The sequence below is a fragment of the Curtobacterium sp. MCBD17_035 genome (assembly GCF_003234815.2).
In the GTDB taxonomy this organism is placed as follows: Bacteria; Actinomycetota; Actinomycetes; order Actinomycetales; family Microbacteriaceae; genus Curtobacterium.
Genome location: NZ_CP126279.1, coordinates 2,277,218 through 2,297,010 on the forward strand (window position 1 = coordinate 2,277,218; position 19,793 = coordinate 2,297,010).

Annotated in this window: 17 protein-coding genes, 1 tRNA gene and 1 pseudogene; 8 read left to right on the plus strand and 11 right to left on the minus strand. The window is 72.5% G+C overall.

The window, feature by feature from the left end:
• Positions 1-117 precede the first annotated feature (117 nt).
• The 8 genes and pseudogenes from DEI93_RS10715 (at position 118) to DEI93_RS10750 (ending at position 8,328) form a co-directional block, all read left to right on the plus strand.
• A complete protein-coding gene (locus DEI93_RS10715) occupies positions 118-960 on the plus strand; it encodes an exodeoxyribonuclease III (RefSeq protein ID WP_111009496.1) in 843 nt (280 codons plus the stop codon).
• A 48-nt stretch (positions 961-1,008) separates the two neighbouring features.
• Entirely contained in the window at positions 1,009-2,016 is a 1,008-nt protein-coding gene (gene trpS, locus DEI93_RS10720) for a tryptophan--tRNA ligase (protein WP_111026213.1), read from the plus strand.
• Positions 2,017-2,032: 16 nt separating this feature from the next.
• Positions 2,033-2,599: a GNAT family N-acetyltransferase gene (locus tag DEI93_RS10725; protein ID WP_111009494.1), complete on the plus strand. Its 567-nt coding sequence runs from the start codon at positions 2,033-2,035 to the stop codon at positions 2,597-2,599.
• An 88-nt stretch (positions 2,600-2,687) separates the two neighbouring features.
• The gene (gene ribD / locus DEI93_RS10730; protein ID WP_111009624.1) at positions 2,688-3,686 is read left to right on the plus strand and encodes a bifunctional diaminohydroxyphosphoribosylaminopyrimidine deaminase/5-amino-6-(5-phosphoribosylamino)uracil reductase RibD; all 999 of its coding nucleotides are present in this window, start codon (positions 2,688-2,690) and stop codon (positions 3,684-3,686) included.
• A gap of 29 nt (positions 3,687-3,715) precedes the next feature.
• Positions 3,716-4,339, plus strand: a pseudogene (ribA, locus tag DEI93_RS10735) (GTP cyclohydrolase II); the annotation flags it as partial.
• Between the two features lie 231 nt (positions 4,340-4,570).
• Positions 4,571-5,998 (plus strand): MFS transporter, encoded by a 1,428-nt coding sequence (locus tag DEI93_RS10740; protein WP_111009492.1) that lies wholly within the window; start codon positions 4,571-4,573, stop codon positions 5,996-5,998.
• Between the two features lie 145 nt (positions 5,999-6,143).
• Positions 6,144-6,359, plus strand: a complete 216-nt coding sequence (locus DEI93_RS10745) for a helix-turn-helix domain-containing protein (RefSeq protein ID WP_111009491.1) — start codon at positions 6,144-6,146, stop codon at positions 6,357-6,359.
• Between the two features lie 49 nt (positions 6,360-6,408).
• Positions 6,409-8,328, plus strand: a complete 1,920-nt coding sequence (locus tag DEI93_RS10750) for an ABC transporter ATP-binding protein (RefSeq protein WP_111119256.1) — start codon at positions 6,409-6,411, stop codon at positions 8,326-8,328.
• 16 nt (positions 8,329-8,344) lie between these two features.
• On the opposite strand, the gene DEI93_RS10755 is transcribed toward DEI93_RS10750, so the two are convergent.
• The 11 genes from DEI93_RS10755 to DEI93_RS10805 all read right to left on the minus strand — a co-directional run bounded on the left by DEI93_RS10755 (position 8,345) and on the right by DEI93_RS10805 (position 19,744).
• Positions 8,345-9,880, minus strand: a complete 1,536-nt coding sequence (locus DEI93_RS10755) for an NAD-dependent succinate-semialdehyde dehydrogenase (RefSeq protein ID WP_111119255.1) — start codon at positions 9,878-9,880, stop codon at positions 8,345-8,347.
• Positions 9,881-9,901: 21 nt separating this feature from the next.
• Positions 9,902-10,519: an isochorismatase family protein gene (locus tag DEI93_RS10760; protein ID WP_111009488.1), complete on the minus strand. Its 618-nt coding sequence runs from the start codon at positions 10,517-10,519 to the stop codon at positions 9,902-9,904.
• 42 nt (positions 10,520-10,561) lie between these two features.
• The gene (dacB, locus tag DEI93_RS10765) at positions 10,562-12,088 is read right to left on the minus strand and encodes a D-alanyl-D-alanine carboxypeptidase/D-alanyl-D-alanine endopeptidase (protein WP_258372174.1); all 1,527 of its coding nucleotides are present in this window, start codon (positions 12,086-12,088) and stop codon (positions 10,562-10,564) included.
• An 11-nt stretch (positions 12,089-12,099) separates the two neighbouring features.
• Positions 12,100-13,119: a Gfo/Idh/MocA family protein gene (locus DEI93_RS10770; RefSeq protein ID WP_111009487.1), complete on the minus strand. Its 1,020-nt coding sequence runs from the start codon at positions 13,117-13,119 to the stop codon at positions 12,100-12,102.
• 106 nt (positions 13,120-13,225) lie between these two features.
• Positions 13,226-13,298: transfer RNA gene (locus DEI93_RS10775), tRNA-Thr, on the minus strand.
• Between the two features lie 44 nt (positions 13,299-13,342).
• The gene (locus DEI93_RS10780) at positions 13,343-13,969 is read right to left on the minus strand and encodes a TetR family transcriptional regulator (RefSeq protein ID WP_111009486.1); all 627 of its coding nucleotides are present in this window, start codon (positions 13,967-13,969) and stop codon (positions 13,343-13,345) included.
• 61 nt (positions 13,970-14,030) lie between these two features.
• Positions 14,031-15,173: a DNA polymerase III subunit delta' gene (locus tag DEI93_RS10785; protein WP_111026218.1), complete on the minus strand. Its 1,143-nt coding sequence runs from the start codon at positions 15,171-15,173 to the stop codon at positions 14,031-14,033.
• Between the two features lie 49 nt (positions 15,174-15,222).
• The gene (tmk, locus tag DEI93_RS10790; protein ID WP_111009484.1) at positions 15,223-15,873 is read right to left on the minus strand and encodes a dTMP kinase; all 651 of its coding nucleotides are present in this window, start codon (positions 15,871-15,873) and stop codon (positions 15,223-15,225) included.
• Positions 15,870-18,623, minus strand: coding sequence for a type I DNA topoisomerase (gene topA, locus DEI93_RS10795; protein WP_111026219.1), 2,754 nt, complete (start codon positions 18,621-18,623; stop codon positions 15,870-15,872). The genes tmk and topA overlap by 4 nt, the downstream gene beginning before the upstream one ends.
• 546 nt (positions 18,624-19,169) lie before the next feature.
• Complete coding sequence (locus DEI93_RS10800; protein WP_111026221.1) at positions 19,170-19,511, minus strand: TadE family type IV pilus minor pilin; 342 nt, start codon at positions 19,509-19,511, stop codon at positions 19,170-19,172.
• On the minus strand, positions 19,508-19,744 hold the full coding sequence (locus DEI93_RS10805; RefSeq protein WP_111119254.1) for a DUF4244 domain-containing protein: 237 nt from the start codon (positions 19,742-19,744) through the stop codon (positions 19,508-19,510). Before DEI93_RS10805 ends, DEI93_RS10800 begins: the two co-directional genes overlap by 4 nt.
• Positions 19,745-19,793: the final 49 nt, after the last annotated feature.

Here is a 19,793-nt window from a genome sequence, read left to right on the forward strand (position 1 = left end):
CGGCCGCGTCGCGCCACCCGCCGGCCGGGAGGCCCGTGGTGGCGCCGCCACGGACCTCCCGGCAGGGGCGCACGTCCGGGACGGGCCCCGTCGGAGGCCGCCGCTAGGGTTGGACGCATGACCCGCCTGCGTCTCGCGACCGTCAACGTCAACGGCATCCGCGCCGCGTTCCGCAAGGGCATGGGCGACTGGCTGCAGGGGCGGGACGTCGACGTGCTCGCCCTGCAAGAGGTCCGTGCGTCCACCGACGACCTCCAGGAGCTCCTCGGTGAGGACTGGAACGTCGTGCACGACCCCGCGACGGCGAAGGGCCGCGCGGGCGTGGCGATCGCCTCGCGCGACCGGGCCCGGATCCACCGTGTCGAGCTCGGCCCGGACGACTTCGACTCGGCGGGCCGGTGGCTCGAGGCCGACTACGAGGTCGGCGACGCGGTCGTCACGGTGGTGAGCACCTACGTGCACTCCGGCGAGGCCGACACCCCCAAGCAGGACGAGAAGTGGCGCTTCCTCGACGCGATGGAGCAGCGCCTCCCGGCCCTGCAGCGGCACAACGAGCTCGCGGTCGTCGTCGGCGACCTCAACGTCGGGCACGACGAGCGCGACATCAAGAACTGGAAGGGCAACGTGAAGCGGGCCGGCTTCCTGCCCCGCGAGCGCGCCTACTTCGACCGCTTCCTCGGCGCCGCCGGCGAGCAGGTGGACTGCGTCGACGGCACCACCGGCACCGGGCTCGGATGGGTCGACGTCGGACGGGAGCAGGCCGGCGACGTCCCCGGCCCCTACACGTGGTGGTCGTGGCGCGGCCAGGCGTTCGACAACGACTCCGGTTGGCGCATCGACTACCAGATGGCGACGCCCGCGCTCGCGGCGAAGGTCACGGCGTACGCGGTGGACCGCGCGGCCGCGTACGACCAGCGATGGTCCGACCACACCCCCGTGGTCGTCGACTACGAGGTCTGACCCCCGACTCCCCGGCCCCTCGGCCGCCCACGCAAGGACACCTGCACCATGACGAAGACCCGCTTGTTCTCCGGCATCCAGCCGTCCGCCGGATCGCTCCACCTCGGCAACTACATCGGCGCGCTCATGCAGTGGCGGGACCTGCAGACCACGTACGACGCCATCTACTGCGTCGTCGACATGCACGCGATCACCTCGCCGCAGGACCCGGCCGCCCTGCGCGAGAACACCCGTCGCACGGCCGCGCAGTACATCGCGGCCGGGATCGACCCCGAGCAGTCCACGCTGTTCGTGCAGTCGCACGTCCCCGCGCACGCCGAACTCGCCTGGGTGCTCAACACCATCACCGGCTTCGGTGAGGCGAGCCGGATGACCCAGTTCAAGGACAAGGCCGCACGGCAGGGCACCGAGTCGGCGTCCGTCGGCCTGTTCACGTACCCGATGCTCATGGCCGCCGACATCCTGCTCTACGGGTCCGCGATCGTGCCGGTCGGCGATGACCAGCGCCAGCACGTCGAGCTGACGCGGGACCTCGCGGGCCGCTTCAACTCGCGCTTCGGCGACACGTTCGTCGTGCCCGAGGCCCACATCCTGGCCGAGACCGCACGGATCTACGACCTGCAGACGCCGACGAGCAAGATGAGCAAGTCGGCGGCGACCGACGCGGGTCTCATCCAGTTGCTCGACGACCCGAAGCGCACCGCCAAGAAGATCCGATCGGCCGTCACGGACACCGAGCGCGACGTCCGCGCCGACCGCGAGCACAAGCCGGGCGTGACCAACCTGCTCACGATCCTGTCGGCGTTCACGCGGACCCCGGTCCCGGAGCTCGAGCAGGCCTTCGTGGGCAAGGGTTACGGCGATCTCAAGGGCTCCGTGGCGGACGCCGTCGTGGCCGAGCTCGAGCCGGTCCGCGCGCGGACCCTCGAGCTGCTCGACGACCCGGCCGAGCTCGACCGTCTCCTCGCCGTCGGGGCGGACCGGGCGGAGTCGATCGCCGAGACCACGCTCGCCACCGTCTACGACCGCATCGGCTTCGTGCCGCGGCACCGCTGACCCGTCCCCGCCGGACGTGCTCCCCGTCACGCTGCGGTCCCCCGTCGCCCGCCTCGACATGCCGACGCGGGCGGACGCACCCGCGATCACCGAGGCATGCCAGGACGCCGAGATCGCGCGCTGGACGACGATCCCGATGCCGTACGGGCCGCGTGACGCCCATGCCTTCGTCGACGCCCTGGTCGGCCCGGGCTGGGCGTCCGACCGCGAGTACACGTGGGCGATCCGCCGGCCGTCGAGCACGTGGCTCGAGGGCGTCGTGGCGTTCCGGCCCGCGCACCGCGACATCGGCTTCTGGCTCGCGCCCTCGGCGCGCGGGCACGGGCTCATGGCCGAGGCCGTGCGGCTCGTGACCGGGTGGGCGTTCGAGCAGGGCCACGAGGACGTGTACTGGGAGTGCTTCGTCGGTAACCGGGCGTCGGCCGCGGTGGCGCGACGGGCGGGGTTCGCCTACACCGGAACCGGTCCCGGGCTCATCCCCGGCCGTGACGGCACCCCCGTGACCTGCTGGAAGGGACTGCTCCGAGCGGACGGCCGATCGGCCTCGGACCTGCCATGGCCCGCGGCCGCGCTCGACGCCTGACGCCCGGCCGCCAGCCGGGAGCCTCGCTATGCTCGACCGGGTGAGCACCGCGCCCTCCGGACCCGTCTCCCCGGCCGAGGAGCGGGCCATGCGCCGCGCGCTCGAACTCGCGGCCGAGGGCCCGCGCGTCGGCGACCACGCGCGCGTCGGCGCCGTCGTCCTGGCGCCGGACGGCTCCGTGCTCGCCGAGGGACACCACCGTGGTGCGGGCACGCCCCACGCCGAGGTCGACGCACTGTCGGCGCTCCCGCCGGGCGCGGCCCGTGGTGCGACGATGGTGGTCACGCTCGAGCCGTGCGACCACGTCGGCCGCACCGGACCGTGCTCGGTCGCTCTGCTCGACGCCGGGGTGACCCGCGTCGTGTACGCGATCGACGACCCGGGCGAGCACGCGCACGGCGGTGCCGCGCGCCTCCGCGCCGCGGGCGTCGACGTCGTGTCCGGGCTCCTCGCGGACGAGGCCGAGTCGTTCCTCGAGCGCTGGCTGCTCTCGGTCCGACTCGGCCGGCCCTGGGTGACGGTGAAGTGGGCCATGAGCCTCGACGGCCGAGCCGCGGCGGCGGACGGCTCGAGCAAGTGGATCACCGGGGCGGCCGCGCGGCAGCACGTCCACGAGCAGCGTGCGGACCACGATGCGCTGCTCGTCGGTACCGGTACCGTGCTCGCCGACGATCCGAGCCTCACCGCGCGGGGCGACGCGGGCGAGCTCATGCCGGTGCAGCCCCTGCCCGTCGTGGTCGGTGACCGCGCGGTGCCGGACGACGCCGCACTGCGTCGCCATCCCCGCGGCTTCCGCGCGGTTCCGGGCCACGACCTCGAGGCAGTGCTGCGCTCCCTCCGCCCCCTCGGGGTGCACACCGTCTTCGCGGAGGGCGGTCCGACGGTCGCGAGCGCCCTCATCCGGCACGGCCTCGCCGACGAACTGCTGGTGTACACGGCGCCGGTCCTGCTCGGCGGTCCACGGACGGCCCTCGACGACCTCGGCGTGGGAAGCATGGACGACCGCCTGCGGTTGACCATCGCATCGTCCACGGAACTCGGCCCGGACCTGCTGTTCCGGGCCCGCATCGACCGGAGCACCACATGAGCGACGCGCTGACCTCCCCCACACCGGGCAGTCCCGTGCGGTTCGAGGTCGCCACCACCGTCCCGACCGTCCACGGCCGGTTCGAGATGCGCGCGTACCGGGACCTCGTGACCGGGGCAGACCACGTCGCCGTCATCGCGCGCGACCGCACCGGGAACGCCCCGGCCGACGGAGCGCTCGTTCGGGTGCACTCGGAGTGCCTGACCGGCGAGGCCTTCGGGTCGCTCAAGTGCGAGTGCGGCCCGCAGCTCGACGCCGCGCTCGACACCATCGCCGCCGAGGGCGGGGTCGTCGTCTACCTGCGGGGGCAGGAGGGCCGGGGCATCGGGCTCATCGACAAGCTCCGCGCCTACCGGCTGCAGGAGGACGGGCTCGACACGCTCGACGCGAACCTCGCGCTCGGCCTGCCCGCGGACGCGCGTGAGTACGGCGGGGCCGCGGGGATCCTCACGGACCTCGGGATCACCCACATCCGGCTGCTGTCGAACAACCCCGAGAAGCGCCGGCAGCTCGAGGAGCACGGGATCGTCGTCGACGAGCTCGTGCCGCTCGTGGTCGGAGTCTCGGCCGAGAACGCCGGCTACCTCGACACGAAGCGCGACCGGATGGGACACGCCCTCCCCGCGCATCTCGAGGCGGACCTCCCCGGCTGATCGGTCGGGCGGCGGAGCCCATCCGGCGCCGCGGCGTTGGTATCCCACGCTCTGGGCGGATTCGCAGGTTCGACGACGAGCACGTAGACTGTGTGGACCGTCACGAGCGGTACCTCGACGAACGCATCCGACCGGTGTCCGCGCCCACCTGCGCGAACCGGTCGTCGACCCGACGTTCGTGTCCGCACCGCACCCGTCCCGGGTGCTCCCCTCGGAGTCCGACGCGCAACCATGTCCGCACCCGCTCCGGCGACGTCCGTCGCCGCACCCACCACCAACCCGCGCTCCCGCGTGGTGATCGCCAGCCTCGTCGGCACGTCGATCGAGTTCTACGACTTCTACGTCTACGCGACGGCCGCGGTCCTCGTGTTCCCCAGCCTGTTCTTCCCGAACGAGAGCGCGGTCGCCTCGCAGCTGTCGTCGTTCGTGACGTTCGCGCTGGCGTTCTTCGCACGCCCGGTCGGATCGATCATCTTCGGCCACTTCGGTGACCGCATCGGCCGGAAGACCACGCTGGTCGCCTCCCTCCTCGTGATGGGGAGCGCGACGTTCCTCATCGGCGTCCTGCCGACGTTCGCGCAGATCGGTGTCTGGGCGCCGGTCCTCCTCGCCGTCATGCGGTTCTGCCAGGGCGTCGGCCTCGGGGGCGAGTGGAGCGGGGCGGCGCTCCTGGCGACCGAGAACGCGCCGTCCGGCCGCCGGGGCGTCTTCGGGTCGCTCCCCCAGCTCGGCGCGCCGATCGGGTTCCTCATCGCCAACGGCGTCTTCATCGTGCTCAACGCGCTCATGCCGGCCGCGGCGGGACAGGCGGCATCGCCCGCGTTCCAGTCCTTCGGCTGGCGGATCCCGTTCCTCCTCAGCGCCGTGCTCGTGGTGATCGGACTCTACGTCCGGTTCAAGCTCATCGAGTCGCCGGTGTTCACGGGGGTCGTGGAATCGGGCGCGGTCGCCAAGGTGCCGCTCGGCCGTGTGTTCCGCACGTCCTGGCGTGCGGTCGTCGTCGGGACGTTCGGGATGGTCGCGACGTACGTGCTGTTCTACTTCATGACGACGTTCACGCTGACGTACGGCACGGCGCCGTCCACCGTGACCGCCGGTGCGAAGATCGGGCTCGGGTACCCGCGGGGCGAGTTCCTCGGCCTCCTCATGATCGGCGTCGTCTTCTTCGGGATCTTCACGCCGATCGCCGGCATGCTCGCGGACCGCTTCGGGCGCCGCCCGACGCTCATCCTGACGACGATCGGTATCGTGCTGTTCGGCCTGACGTTCCAGTTCTGGTTCGCGTCCGCGCACGGGCCGCTCGGCACGGTGACGTTCCTCGTCGTCGGACTCTCGCTCATGGGCCTGACGTTCGGTCCGATGGGTGCGCTCCTGCCCGAGCTGTTCCCCGCGAACGTCCGGTACACGGGCTCGGCCGTCGCCTACAACGTCGCGAGCATCCTCGGCGCCTCACTCGCCCCGACCGTCGCGATCGCCCTGTGGAGCGCCAAGGGGAACATCTTCCTCGTCGGGCTCTACCTGACGGGAGCGGCGGTGGTCACGCTCGTCGCGCTGTTCTTCGTCCGCGAGACCCGCGGGAGCGACTTCGACCGCACGGACGGCACCGTCGGCGCCGGCACGACAGAGGGGACCACCAGCGCGGGGAGCCTCGCTCCCTGACGCGGGCCACCGCCAGCACGACGGGCGCTCGCCGACCGACCGGGAGGACCGGCACCGGTCGACGGGCGCCCGTCGCCGTGGCGCGGACGGGCGCCTCCGTCAACGCGGGTTGACATGCTGCGAGTGTCAATGTAGGTTGACACCCATGGACAGCGGCACGATCACCGCGCTCGCGGCCGACGCCGGCGACGACGACCCGTTCACGGCCCTCGGTGCCGTGCGGGACCTCCGTCGCGAGGTCGACCGGGTCGAGGCGATCGCCGCCCGTCGCGCACGCAACGCCGGAGCCTCGTGGCAGGAGATCGCCACGCTCCTCGGCGTGAGCCGTCAGGCCGTGCACAAGAAGTACGGCCGCTGCTGACGCGACCTCCGTCACGGGCATGCGCCCGGCACCATCCGAGAAGGAACCGATGAGCAATCCCCTGGCCCGACGCGGCCGCAAGCAGCCGGACGGACCCCGCGCGACCTTCCGTTCGCTGCTCCCGTACCTGTTCGAGAACCGCCCGGTGATGGTGTTCATCGTCGTGCTCAGCGTGCTCGGCTCGGCTGCGTCGCTCGCACAGCCCCTGCTCGTGAACCAGGTGATCCAGGCCGTCGAGGCGGGGCACACCCTGACCCTGCTCGTCGTCGCGCTCGCGGCGATGGTCGTCGTCGCGGGGCTCATCAACGGTTTCCAGCACTTCATGCTCCAGCGGGCGGGCGAGGGCGTCGTGCTGTCGAGCCGGCGGCGCCTCGTCGCGCGGATCCTGTCCCTCCCGATCTCCGAGTTCGACGTCCGCCGCACGGGTGACCTCGTGTCCCGCGTCGGCAGCGACACGACGCTCCTCCGCGCGGTCCTGACCCAGGGACTCGTCGAAGCGATCGGGGGCGCCCTGACCTTCATCGGCGCCGTCGTGGGCATGGCGATCATCGACCCGCTCCTGCTCGGACTCACCGCCATCGTGATCGCCGTCTCGATCGTCGTCGTCGGCGTGCTGTCGCGCCGGATCCGCGCCGCGAGCAAGGCCGCGCAGGAGAAGGTGGGCGACCTGACGGCCGCGGTGGAGCGCGGCATCAGCGCCGTCCGCACGATCCGAGCCGCGGGTGCCACCGAACGCGAGGTCACGGAGATCGACGGCCACGCCTCGGAGGCCTACCGCCGCGGTCTGGACATCGCGCGGATGTCGGCGTTCGTCGTCCCGGTCGCGAGCATCGCCATGCAGCTCTCGTTCATCGTCGTGATCGGCGTCGGCGGAGGACAGGTCGCCGCGGGCAGCATCCAGGTCGCCACCCTCGTGACGTTCATCCTGCTGCTGTTCATGATGATCATGCCGCTCGGTCAGGCGTTCGGTGCGGCGGTCGCGGTCAATCAAGCCCTCGGGGCCCTCGGCCGCATCCAGGAGATCCTCGACCTGCCCACCGAGGACCAGGACGACCACGCCGCCCTCCCGGCCCCCGCGGTCGCCACGGACGACGCCATCACCTTCGAGCACGTGTCCTTCCACTACCGCGAGGCCGCCGTCCGCGCGGTGACCGAGGCGGACGGCACGGTCCCCGGAACCGCCGCCGCGATGTCGGCGCCAGCGGTCGACGGAGCGGGCGCGCGGAACCTGCCGGGCGCGCGCACCGCCTCCCGGCCGGACGGCGACACGACCGGCACGGCCAGCGACACGGCCGTCCTGCACGACGTGTCGTTCGGCGTGCGGCGCGGCACGCGCGTCGCGCTCGTCGGCCCCTCCGGTGCCGGCAAGAGCACGACGCTCGCCCTCATCGAGCGCTTCTACGACCCGACCGACGGCGTCGTCCGGCTCGGCGGGATCGACGTCCGCGGGCTCGACCGTGCCGAGCTCCGCAGCCAGATCGGGTACGTCGAACAGGACGCCCCCGTGCTCGCGGGGACGATCCGGGCGAACCTGCTGCTCGGCAAGCCCGAGGCGACCGAAGCCGAGTGCGTGCGCGTCCTCGAGGCCGTCAACCTGTCCGACGTGCTCGAGCGCGACGAACGCGGCCTCGACGCCCAGGTCGGCGAGGACGGCGTCATGCTGTCCGGCGGTGAGCGCCAGCGGCTCGCGATCGCCCGCGCGCTCCTCGCCGCACCGCCGATCCTGCTGCTCGACGAGTCGACGTCGAGCCTCGACGGCATCAACGAGCAACGGATGCGGGCCGCGATCGACGCGGTGGCCGAGGACCGCACGCTCCTCGTGATCGCGCACCGACTGTCCACCGTCGTCGACTCCGACCACATCGTCGTGCTCGAGCAGGGACGCGTCGTCGGGCAGGGCACCCATTCTGAACTCGTGCAGACGACGCCGCTCTACCGGGACCTGGCGAAGCACCAGCTCCTGGTGTGAGGGCCTCCCCGGACGGTCAGGGCGCGGCGAACGGATCCGGCGTCAGGACGTACACGGTCTCGAGGTACTCCTCGAGACCGTCGTGGGCGCCCTCACGCCCGAGCCCCGACGCCTTGACACCACCGAACGGTGCCGCCGCGTTCGAGACGACACCCGTGTTCAAGCCGACCATGCCCGACTCGAGCCGCTCCGCCATGCGCTGGCCGCGCGCGAGGTCCTTCGTGAACACGTACGAGACGAGACCGTACTCGGTGTCGTTCGCCAGCCGGACGGCCTCGTCCTCGGTGTCGAACCGGGTGATCGCCACGACCGGCCCGAAGATCTCGGTCGACAGGATCGCGGACCCGGGCTGGACCGTGTCGAGCACCGTCGGGGCGTAGTAGGTCCCCGGACGGTCCACGCGCTCCCCGCCGAGCACGAGGGTCGCCCCGCGATCGACGGCGTCCGCGACGAGTCGCGCCGCCTTGTCGACCGAGCGCTCGTCGATGAGCGGCCCCATGGTCGTGCCGTCCTCGGTCCCGCGGCCGATGCGGAACCCGCGGACGCGGTCGGTGAGCGCCGTGACGAAGGCATCGGCGATCCCGGCCTGCACGAAGAAGCGGTTCGCCGCCGTGCAGGCCTCGCCCACGTTGCGGAACTTCGCTGCCATCGCCGCGGACACGGCGGTCTCGAGGTCCGCGTCGTCGAACACCACGAGTGGCGCGTTGCCGCCGAGCTCCATGCTCGTCCGGAGCACGTTGTCCGCCGCCAGCTTGAGCAGTGCCGAGCCGACGGGCGTGGACCCGGTGAACGTGAGCTTCCGGAGTCGCGGATCGGCGATGAGCGGCCCCGACTGCGCCGGGGCGTCCGAGGTCGGCACGACACCGAGCACCCCGGCAGGCAGCCCGGCCTCGGCGAACAGCCGCGCGAGGTACAGGGTCGTCAGGGGTGTGAGGTCAGCGGGTTTGACGACGATCGTGCAGCCCGCCGCGAGCGCCGGCCCGATCTTCCGCGTCGCCATCGCCAGGGGGAAGTTCCACGGCGTGATCGCGTAGACCGGGCCGACCGGGCGCTTGAGGACGATCGCGCGACCCGTGCCCTCCGGGTTCGTGCCGTAGGAGCCACCGATGCGCACGGCCTCCTCGCTGAACCACCGGAGGAACTCGGCGCCGTACACGACCTCGCCGCGCGCCTCGGCCAGGGGTTTGCCCATCTCGAGCGACATCAGCCGCGCGAGGTCCTCGGCGTGCTCGTGCACCAGGTCGAACGTGCGACGGAGCACGTCGGAGCGCCCCCGGGGCGAGGTCGCGGCCCAGGCGTCCTGCGCGACCACCGCGGCGTCGAGGGCCGCCATCGCGTCCTCGGGGGTGGCATCGGCCACTGCGGCGATGACGGCGCCCGTCGACGGGTCGCGGACGTCGAAGGTCCGGCCGGACGACGAGGCACGCCATCCGCCCGCGATGAACAGGCCCGTCGGCACGTCCGTCACCCGGACGACGCCGTCGTCGATCGTGGTCGTGGGGGCGGTCGTGGCCGTGGTCGTGCGCGCGGTCGTGGCCGTGCCGTCGCTCATGCTCGTCTCCTCGGGGTCGCGTCAGATCTGGGCACCGTCGGTGCGCTCGAGTCCCTCCCCGACGTCGCTCCGACCGACGTGCCCACCGGCCGCGCGGATCTCGTCGAGCGCGGCCGCGCTCGGTCCGGACGCGACCCCGGCGATGAGGTCCTCGAACACGAAGACGTCGAGGCCGGCTCGGGCACCGTCGAGGGCGGTCGCTCGGACGCAGTGATCCGTCGCGATGCCGACGACGTCGAGCGCGTGCACCTTCCGGTCGTACAGCAGGTCGACGAGCCCCCGGCCCTGGTCGTCGACGCCCTCGAACGCGGAGTACGCCGGCTCCCCCATGCCCTTCCGCACGTGGATGTCGACCGGTGCGGTGTCGAGGTCCGGGTGGTACTCGGCCCCGAAGGTGTCCGCCACGCAGTGCACCGGCCACGTCGTGACGTAGTCCGGATCCCCCGACGCGAAGTGACCGCCGTTGTCGTCGTCGCCGTGGTGCCAGTCGCGCGAGGCGACGATGACGTCGTAGTCGCCCGCGTGTCGCCCGAGGAAGGTCGTGATGCGCGCGGCCGTCGCAGCACCCCCGTCCACACCGAGGGCGCCGCCCTCGGTGAAGTCGTTCTGGACGTCCACGATCACGAGCGCTCTGGTCATGCGTCCATCCTGTCCCCTGCCGCCGTCTGCGGCCGCACACGGTCAGGTGTTCGCGAGCTTGCCGCCGCATCGGTAGACCGCAGCGGTGATCGCGTCGAGCGCCGGCAACGCGGCGGCCCGCGACGACCCGAGCGCGTAGAACGCGAAGGTCAGCCGCGTGCCGTCCGCGGCGTCCATGTACCCGCCGAGTGTGTTCGCGGTGTCGATCCATCCCGTCTTGGCGTGCACCTTGCCGGCGGCGACCGCGTTCGCCCCCGTGAAGCGGCCGGCGAGCGTCCCGGTCCGACCGGCGATCGGCAGCGACTGCGCCAGCACGCCGAGGCCCTTCTGCCCGGCCGCAACCTGCACCATGAGCTTCGCGACGAGCGCTGGTGCGACGGCGTTCGAGGCGCTCTCGCCCGAGCCGTCCCTGATCGTGATCGCCGAGGCGTCGATGCCGTAGGTCGACAGGGCCGCGCGGTACACGCCGGTCAGCGATGCCGCTGAGCCGTTCGACCCCGACACCTTCGACGAGATCCGGGCGAGCATCTCGGCGAGCGTGTTGTCGGAGTTCGGGATCATCTGCCCGATCAGGGTCGACACCGGCTGCGACTGCACCTCGGCGATGGTCGTCGTGCCCGTGGTGGCACGCTTCGTGATCGTCGCCGACGCCGCACCGACCACGCCCGCGTTCGCCAGGGCGGTGCGGAACATCGCGCCAGCGCGGCCGACGGGATCGGTCGACCGGGGGGAGGTCGCGAGACCGGGACTGGCGCGGTCACCGTCCACCATGAGCGCGGTGATCTCCGGCTGGTAACCGATGGTCCGCTCGGTGACCGGCCACGTCGGGTCCCACGCGTCCGCGTCGTTCCAGTACGTGTCGTCGGTGACGATCGTCGTCACGGGCGTGCTGCCGAGCGTCGTCTTGACCTGTTGCGCCAACTGCGCGAGCGTCGGGGCCCCCGGGTAGACGGTGGCCCCGCCCGCCGAGAGGGTCGGGTCACCGTGGCCGACGATCGCGACGGTGCCGCCACCCTCGGAGACCACCGTGGTCGGGATGCGGTAGCCCGCTCCGAGGTCGGCGAGCGCCGTCGCGGTCGTGAGCGTCTTCATGACGCTCCCCGTCCGTGCGGGCGTGCCGCCGCTCCGGTCGAACAGGGTCTCGCCCGTCGCGGCGTCGACGACGACGCCCTCGAACTGACCGAGACCAGCGGCGGAGGCCGCCCCTGCGACCGAGCACGTCCCGATCGCCGTCGGACCGGCGGGGTCGGTCGGCACCGGTCGGGCGGCCACCGTCGGCGTCGGCGTCGGTGTCGCCGACCGCGTCGCCGGAGGCCCGGACCGGGAGGCGCCACTCGCCGCCGTCACGCCGGTCACGGGCCTCCCGGCGCCGGGTGTCGTCGCCGCCGCGATCGCGGCGGCGCCACCGGACCCGAGCACGAGGACCGCGACGAAGGCGCCGACCGCCCACGGCATCGGGCGTCGCGCGACCGCACCGCGGAGGCGCGTCAAGGCCGCGCGCCCACCGTGCGGGGCGTCGGCGGCGGGGACGTGGTCGGCGTGGTTCGGCGCGTCGAGGTCGTCGGACATCGCCGACGATTCTACGGGTGGGTCGGCTCCGCGCCAGTGTCGGTGGCGTCGTCCGTCTCGCCCGGGTAGCGCACGCCGACCTGCCGACGCGCCTCGTCCATGACCTCCATGATCGCGACGGTCTGCTCGATCGGCATCGGTCCGCCCTCGTGGTCACCCGACGCGATCATCTCCTCGAACGCCCGCGCCTCGTGGTGGTAGCCGACGCGGTCCTCACGCCCGTCGAACTCCTCGAGCACGTGGCCGTCCCGATCGCGCAGCCGGTAGGTCGTCGGGCCGATCCACGACGGGTCGAGGTCGATCCGCCCTTCGTCCCCGATGATCGACGCCGCGTTCGGGCTGCGCAGGTCGAGCGCGAAGTGCAGCACCGACTGCGCGCCGTCCGGGTGCCCGAGCACGAGCCCCATCTGCGTGTCCACACCTTGATCGCTCAAGGACCCCACCGCCGCGACCGTCTCCGGCACGCCGAGCGCGTCGACCGCGAACGCCAGCGGGTAGACGCCGAGATCGAGCAGCGCACCGCCGGCCAGCGCCGGGTCGTTCAGCCGGTGCCGCGGGTCCGTCGGCAGGGCCTGGTGGTGCGTCGCCTCGACGAGACGAGGCCGTCCGATGCGACCCTCGTGCACGAGCTGGCGGATCCGGCTCGCCTGCGGCAGGAACCGCGTCCACATCGCCTCGACGACGAGGACCCCGGCGGCTCGTGCCGCGTCCACCACCCGTCGCGCCTCCGCCGCGTTCACCGTGAACGCCTTCTCCACCAGCACGTGCTTGCCCGCCTCGATCGCCCGCAGGGCGTCCTCGGCGTGTGCCGAGTGCGGGGTCGCGACGTACACCGCGTCGACGGTGTCGTCGGCGACCAGGGCGTCGTAGTCGCCGTGGGCGTGCTCGATGCCGTACTCGTCCGCGAACGCCTGCGCTCGGTCCCGCGTCCGCGACCCCACCGCGGTGAAGCGCACCCCGAGCGCCGCGCCGTCCTCCACGAAGGAGCGAGCGATGCCGCCCGTCCCGATCACGCCCCAGCGAACCGTCATGGTCCCTGTCTACCGGGACCGCGACGGACGTGTGCGCAGCGCGCCGCGGACCACCGCTCACGACGAAGAGGCCCACACCCCGACGTGGGGATGTGGGCCTCGATCGAGCCGCCTGTCGGAATCGAACCGACGACCTATTCATTACGAGTGAATCGCTCTGCCGACTGAGCTAAGGCGGCGGACGCTCCGGATCCGGAGCGGCACGGGTGTCAACTGTAGCGGATCAGGCGGGTGTGCGCGAAACGAGCACGGCGAGGTCCGCGAACGCGGTCTCGATGCTGTCCACCAGGGTCGCGTCCTCGTCCGCCGACCACTGCGACCACGCCTGCCGCACCGCCGCGAGTGCGACGAACGCCACGAGCGTCGAGCGCCGAGCGAGCACGACCGGGTCGCCATCGGGGTGGTCACGCAGGAGCCGTCGTTCCACGACCGCCGAGAGCTGCGCCTGGAACTCCTTCATCGACGCCATGCGCTGACTGAAGAGCTGGGGGTGCTCCTTGAACAGGCGCTGCCGCTCCGGCAGCAGCTCGCGGTCGGCGATGAGTTCCTGCGTCGAGTGGATCAGGAGCGAGCCGACGTCCGACAGCAACGAGCCGGTCGGACCGCCAGCCGCGAACTCAACCAGGATCGCGTCGTCGGGTAATGAGGGATCGTCACCCTGGAGCGCTTGCTCCTTGTTCGGGAAGTAGTTGAAGAACGTGCGTGGCGAGACGTCGGCGCGCCGCGAGATCTCGTCGACGGTCACCGCGGCGAGGCCCTGCTCGAGCGCGATCCGGATCGCCGCCTGCTGGATGGCCAGATGGGTCGCCCGACGCTTGCGTTCGCGCAGGCCCGGCTCGGTGTCGCTCATCGTCTGATCATCCCAGAGGCGGTGCGGTCGGCGACGGTCGTCCGCCGAGGGCGTCCGTGCATCAGCGGACGGCCCGCGCGATCGTCACCATGAGCGCCTCCAGCGCCAGGAGCGCCGCCACGTTCGCGGCGATGCGGTCTCGGGCGAGGGCGACCGCGTCGAGCACCTCGAGCGCGGAGGCGGGAGGCACCGATGTGAGCGCACGATCGAGTTCCGCCTGCATTGACGCGTTCACGGGCTCGACGGGCGCGCCGAGACCGAGCAACAACAGGTCGCGGTACAGGGACATGACGTCGACGAGGATGCGGTCGAGGCCGTCGCGGAGGCTCCGGGTGGCGCGCCGCTTCTGGTCCTCCTCGAGCCCACGCAGCTGTCCGCGGAGCGCCGGCGGCACCGTCCCGCCCGGCTCCACGCCGAGCGACCGGAGCGCCGCGTCACGCTCCTCGGCGTCCTTCTCCTGGGTGATGGCCTTGGCGTCCTCGTCCGCCACGGCGAGCAGGTCGGCCGCGGCGACCACCGCGTCCCCGACACTCCGGACGGCGAGCACGGTCTCGAGGGTGCGGCGACGGCGGTCCCGCGCCTCGGCGCTCGTGGCCAGACGCTGCGCCATCCCGATGTGGCTCTGCGCCTGCCGGGCCGCGTCGACCGCGAGGGTGCGGTCGACGCCGGTGCGGGCGACGATGAGGTCGGCCACCGACGCGACGTCCGGGACCCGGAGGCGCACGGACCGCACCCGCGAGCGGATGGTCGGGATGAGGTCGGCCTCACTCGGGGCGCAGAGGATCCAGACCGTCCGCTCCGGGGGCTCCTCGAGCGCCTTGAGCAGGAGGTTCGAGGTGCGCTCGGTCATCCGGTCGGCGTCCTCGACGATCACGACGCGGTGCCGACCCACCGACGGCGCGTAGTGCGACCCCGTCACGAGCGAGCGGATCTCGTCGATGGTGATGATCACCCGTTGCGTCGACAGGACCGCGACGTCCGGGTGCGTCCGGGCGGTGACCTGCGTCAGGGCTCGGTCGTCGTCGGGGCCGTCACCCACGAGCGCCGCGGCGAACGCGAGCGCCACGTTCGACCGCCCGGAGCCGGGAGGCCCGGTGATGAGCCACGAGTGCGTCATGCTCCCGCTGCCTTCGGGGGCCTCGGCCGCCGCTCGGAGCGCGGCGACCGCGTCCGCCTGGCCGGTCAGCCCGTCCCACACGCTCACCGGGACACGCTCTCATCGGCCACCGACAGCGCGGAGCGATCGCGGGAGGTCACGCCGCCGCTCCGAGCACCTGCGCGACCCGAGCGCGCACCGCCCCCGCCAGTTCCTCCACGGGGCGTGTGGCGTCGAGCACGAGGAACCGGTCCGGCTCGGCTCGGGCCATGGCGAGGAAGGCGTCGCGCACCGCGGTGTGGAACGCGGTCGCCTCCGACTCGAGTCGGTCCAGCGTCCCCCGTGCGGCGGCCACCCGACGGCGGCCGACGACGGGGTCGAGGTCGAGCAGCACCGTCAGGTCCGGGGTCAGGCCGTCCGCGGCCCAGTCCGAGACCGCTCGGACCCGGTCGGCGCCGAGCGATCGCGCGACGCCCTGGTAGGCCACCGACGAGTCGATGTAGCGGTCCTGCACCACGACGTCGCCCCGGGCGAGCGCCGGCCGGACGACGGTCTCGACGTGGTGTGCCCGGTCGGCGGCGTAGAGCAGCGCCTCGGCCCGCGGGGCGACGTGCCCACGCTCGTGCAGGACCATCTCGCGGATGCGCTCGCCCAGCGCGGTGCCGCCCGGCTCGCGGGTGCGCACGACGGTCCGGCCACCCTCGGTCAGCCAGTCCTCGAGGAGGGCCGCCTGCGTGCTCTTGCCCGCGCCGTCGCCGCCCTCGAGGGTGATGAACCGTCCGCGGCCGGTCCGGCCCGACGCGCTCACTTCTTCTTGGTGGCGGGCTTCCGGGTGGCCTTGGCGCGGGGCTTCGCCGGGCCCTTCGCGCGCTTGTCCGCGAGCAGCTGGACCGCCCGGTCGAAGTCGACCGCCTCGACGTCCTCGCCGCGGGGGATGGTCGCGTTCGTCTCGCCGTCGGTGACGTACGGCCCGAAGCGGCCGTCCTTGACCCTGATCGGCTTGCCGCTCACCGGGTCCGCCTCGAACTCCTTGAGCGCGCTCGACGCTCGACGCGCGCCGTACTTCGGCTGTGCGAAGAGCTCGAGGGCCCCGGGCAGGTCGATGTCGAAGATGGCGTCCTCGCTCGGGAGCGTCCGCGTGTCGGCGGCCTTCTTGAGGTACGGGCCGTAGCGGCCGTTCTGCGCCGTGATCTCCTCGCCCGACTCCGGATCCGTCCCGACCACGCGCGGGAGGTCGAGCAGCTTGAGGGCGGTCTCGAGGTCGATGGTCTGCGGGTCCATCGACTTGAACAGCGAGGCCGTGCGCTCCTTCGGGGGCGCTGCCTTCTTCGTGGTGCGCTTCGGCGCCGTCGCGGTCGTCGTCGTGCCCTCGGCAGCGTCTGCCGCCGTCGACGCCCGGACCTCGCCGGTGGCCTGGTCGACCTCGGCCTCAGGTTCCGGCGTCCGCTCGGTCACGTAGGGCCCGAACCGGCCGTCCTTCGCCAGGACCTCCTTGCCGGTCGCGGGGTTGATGCCGACCACGCGGTCCCCCACGACGGGCGCCTCGATCAGCTCGCGCGCCTTCTCGGCCGTCAGCTCGTCGGGTGCGAGCTCCTCGGGCACGTTCACACGACGGGGCTGCTCGGGGTCGTCACTCGGCGCCTCGATGTAGGGGCCGTACTTGCCGATCCGCAGCGTCAGGTCCGGTGCGAGCTGGACGGAGTTGATCTCGCGCGCGTCGATCTCGCCGAGGTTGTCGATGACACCACGGAGGCCACGCTGGGCGTCGGTCCCGAAGTAGAAGCCGTTGAGCCAATCGACCCGGTCGGCCTCACCGTCGGCGATGCGGTCGAGGTCGCCCTCCATCTCGGCGGTGAAGTCGTACTCGACGAGGTCGTGGAAGTACTCCTCGAGCAGCCGGACGACGCTGAAGGCGATCCAGCTGGGAACGAGCGCACTGCCGCGCGGCGTGACGTACCCGCGGTCGACGATCGTCGACAGGATCGCGGCGTACGTGGACGGACGGCCGATGCCGAGCTCCTCGAGCGCCTTGACGAGGCTCGCCTCGGTGTACCGCGGCGGCGCCGACGTGTCGTGGCCCTTGGCCTCGATGTCCTCGACGCCGAGGTGGTCGCGCTCCGCCACCTGCGGGAGCGACGTGTCGGCCGCGTCGCTCGCGTCGTGCCGGTCCTCGTCACGACCCTCCTCGTAGGCGTTGAGGAACCCGCGGAAGGTGATGACCGTGCCCGACGCGGTGAACTCGGCGTCCGTCCCGCCCTGCGTGACCGCCAGCCCCTCGACGGCCTCGGGTGCGGCGATCCCGATCACCACGGAGGCCGTGGAGCCCTTGGCGTCGGCCATCTGCGATGCGACCGTCCGCTTCCAGATGAGGTCGTAGAGCTTCCAGTCGTTGCCGCGGAGCACGCCCTCCATCTGGCTGGGCGTCCGGAACGTGTCGCCCGCCGGCCGGATGGCCTCGTGGGCCTCTTGGGCGTTCTTGCTCTTGCCCGCGTACGTGCGTGGCTTGTCCGGGACGGTGTCCGAACCGTAGAGCTCGGCCGCCTGCTTGCGCGCGGCGGTGACGGCCTGCTGCGAGAGGGACGCGGAGTCGGTCCGCATGTAGGTGATGTGCCCGTTCTCGTACAGCGACTGGGCGACGCTCATGGTCTGCCGCGCGCTGAACCGCAGCTTGCGGGCTGCCTCTTGCTGGAGGGTCGACGTCGTGAAGGGCGCCGCGGGACGACGTGTGTACGGCTTGGACTCGACGCTGCGGACGACCGCATCGCCGGCCTGCTGGAGTACCGACGCGAGGCCGTTCGCCGAGGCCTCGTCGAGCCGGACGGCGTCCGAGGTGGCGTTGCCGCGGTCGTCGAAGTCACGGCCAGCGGCGACGCGGGTGCCGTTGAGCCGCGCGAGGCGGGCCGGGAACACCGACGCGTCCTTCGCGAACCGCGCGGTGAGATCCCAGTAGTTCACCGACACGAAGGCGAGCCGTTCGCGCTCGCGATCGACCACGAGCCGGGTGGCCGCCGACTGCACGCGGCCGGCGGACAGGCCCGGGCCGACCTTGCGCCACAGGACCGGGGAGACCTCGTACCCGTACAGGCGGTCCAGGATCCGGCGGGTCTCCTGCGCGTCGACGAGCGCGGTGTCGAGGTCTCGGGTGGCCTCCTTCGCGCGCTGGATGGCCTCCTTCGTGATCTCGTGGAACACCATGCGCTTGACGGGGACCTTCGGCTTGAGGACCTCGAGCAGGTGCCAGGCGATCGCTTCACCCTCGCGGTCCTCATCAGTGGCGAGGTAGAGCTCGTCGGCGTCCTTCAACGCGCGCTTGAGCTCGGTGACCGTCTTCTTCTTCGCGTCGGAGACGACGTAGTAGGGCTCGAACCCGTTCTCGACGTCGACGGAGAACTTGCCGAGCGAGCCCTTCTTCTTGTCGGCCGGGAGGTTCTTGGGCTCCACGAGGTCACGGATGTGACCGACGGATGCCTGGACCTCGTACCCGTCGCCGAGGTACTGGGCGATCGTCTTCGCCTTCGCGGGGCTCTCGACGATCACGAGCTTCTTCGTGCCTGGCACGTGACTCCTTGATCGAATGCTGCGGGCGGTCGTCGCGCGACGAGCGGCGCTCGAAGGACCGTGGGTGTCGGTGGGTGGCGGACCGACAGGCACACCATACACACACGACCGGCGGCTTCCGCCGCTCGCGTGCGCCGCTGTGTGGTGAGGCCGGGGTGCTGCCCGGGCGTCGTCCGGGGACGGCGGCGGGACCCGCACGTGCCGTCGCCGCCGTCGGGACGAGCGGTCCGACGGCCCGGAGGCGGACCGTCACCGTCGCGCCGTCGACGTCGCACCGTTCGACGTCCGTGCCCTCGGCGCGGGCGACGTGCGACACCGCGTCGCAGGGCGGTCCCGGAACGAGTCCGACGGCGGCGGCCGCGCCGGCGACCGCCGCCGAGTCCGCCGCGGTCGCGACGTGGAGGGCGTCCACGCCGCGCCGGATCCCGGCGAGCACCGCGGTCGACAGGAGGACCGTGGCGAGCACCGTGGCGACCAGCACGATCGTCACCGCGCCGCGGTCGTCCCGGGCGTCGGGATGCGCCGCTCGCGCCCGGGGTGGCCCGGTCATCGCCCGCCCGCTGCGGCACACCCGCGCGCCGACACCGCCACCGCGGGCATCGGTCCCATCCGACGATCCGCTCGGAGCACCGCGCACACGAGTCCGGACGGGAACTCGAACCGGACCGCGGCGCCTGGAGCGAGGGCACCGGCCGCGCCTGCAGCCGCCGCACCGTCCCCACGAGCCGCGGCGCGCGCCGCCACGGCCGCGGCGACCTGCATCCGGGCCTGCTCGCCGGCCAGCACCACACCGCCGAGCACGAGCCCCAGCACGACCGTGACGACGGGGAGCGCGACGGCGAACTCGACCGTCACCGATCCGCGCTCCCCACCGACCGGGGACGTCACAGCGAGAGCGCGTCGCTGATGATGCCACTGAGGAGGGACTGGACGGCCCCCGACCGCACCACTGCCACGAGCACCCCTGCGAACGCCACCGCCGCCAGCACCACCACCGCGTACTCCGCCGTGGCCGAGCCCCGCTCCCCCGCCGCCCGAGACCACCACCGCCCCCACCGCGTCGTCCGCCGGGCCAGAGCCCGCCGTGCGTCCCGCCGTGTCCGTCCCCCGTCGACCACCATCGTCGTTCCTCTCTGTCATGCACACATCGGTCATCCGGCACCCGGGCGG

Excerpts from the sequence above, each read along its gene's own strand:
- dacB (WP_258372174.1), bottom strand. The coding sequence starts at position 12,088 with ATGTCCGACGACCTCGACGCGCCGAACCACGCCGACCACGTCCCCGCC.
- DEI93_RS10715 (WP_111009496.1), top strand. The coding sequence starts at position 118 with ATGACCCGCCTGCGTCTCGCGACCGTCAACGTCAACGGCATCCGCGCC.
- DEI93_RS10745 (WP_111009491.1), top strand. The coding sequence starts at position 6,144 with ATGGACAGCGGCACGATCACCGCGCTCGCGGCCGACGCCGGCGACGAC.
- trpS (WP_111026213.1), top strand. The coding sequence starts at position 1,009 with ATGACGAAGACCCGCTTGTTCTCCGGCATCCAGCCGTCCGCCGGATCG.
- DEI93_RS10740 (WP_111009492.1), top strand. The coding sequence starts at position 4,571 with ATGTCCGCACCCGCTCCGGCGACGTCCGTCGCCGCACCCACCACCAAC.
- ribD (WP_111009624.1), top strand. The coding sequence starts at position 2,688 with ATGCGCCGCGCGCTCGAACTCGCGGCCGAGGGCCCGCGCGTCGGCGAC.
- DEI93_RS10755 (WP_111119255.1), bottom strand. The coding sequence starts at position 9,880 with ATGAGCGACGGCACGGCCACGACCGCGCGCACGACCACGGCCACGACC.
- DEI93_RS10770 (WP_111009487.1), bottom strand. The coding sequence starts at position 13,119 with ATGACGGTTCGCTGGGGCGTGATCGGGACGGGCGGCATCGCTCGCTCC.
- DEI93_RS10780 (WP_111009486.1), bottom strand. The coding sequence starts at position 13,969 with ATGAGCGACACCGAGCCGGGCCTGCGCGAACGCAAGCGTCGGGCGACC.
- DEI93_RS10750 (WP_111119256.1), top strand. The coding sequence starts at position 6,409 with ATGAGCAATCCCCTGGCCCGACGCGGCCGCAAGCAGCCGGACGGACCC.
- DEI93_RS10760 (WP_111009488.1), bottom strand. The coding sequence starts at position 10,519 with ATGACCAGAGCGCTCGTGATCGTGGACGTCCAGAACGACTTCACCGAG.
- DEI93_RS10805 (WP_111119254.1), bottom strand. The coding sequence starts at position 19,744 with ATGGTGGTCGACGGGGGACGGACACGGCGGGACGCACGGCGGGCTCTG.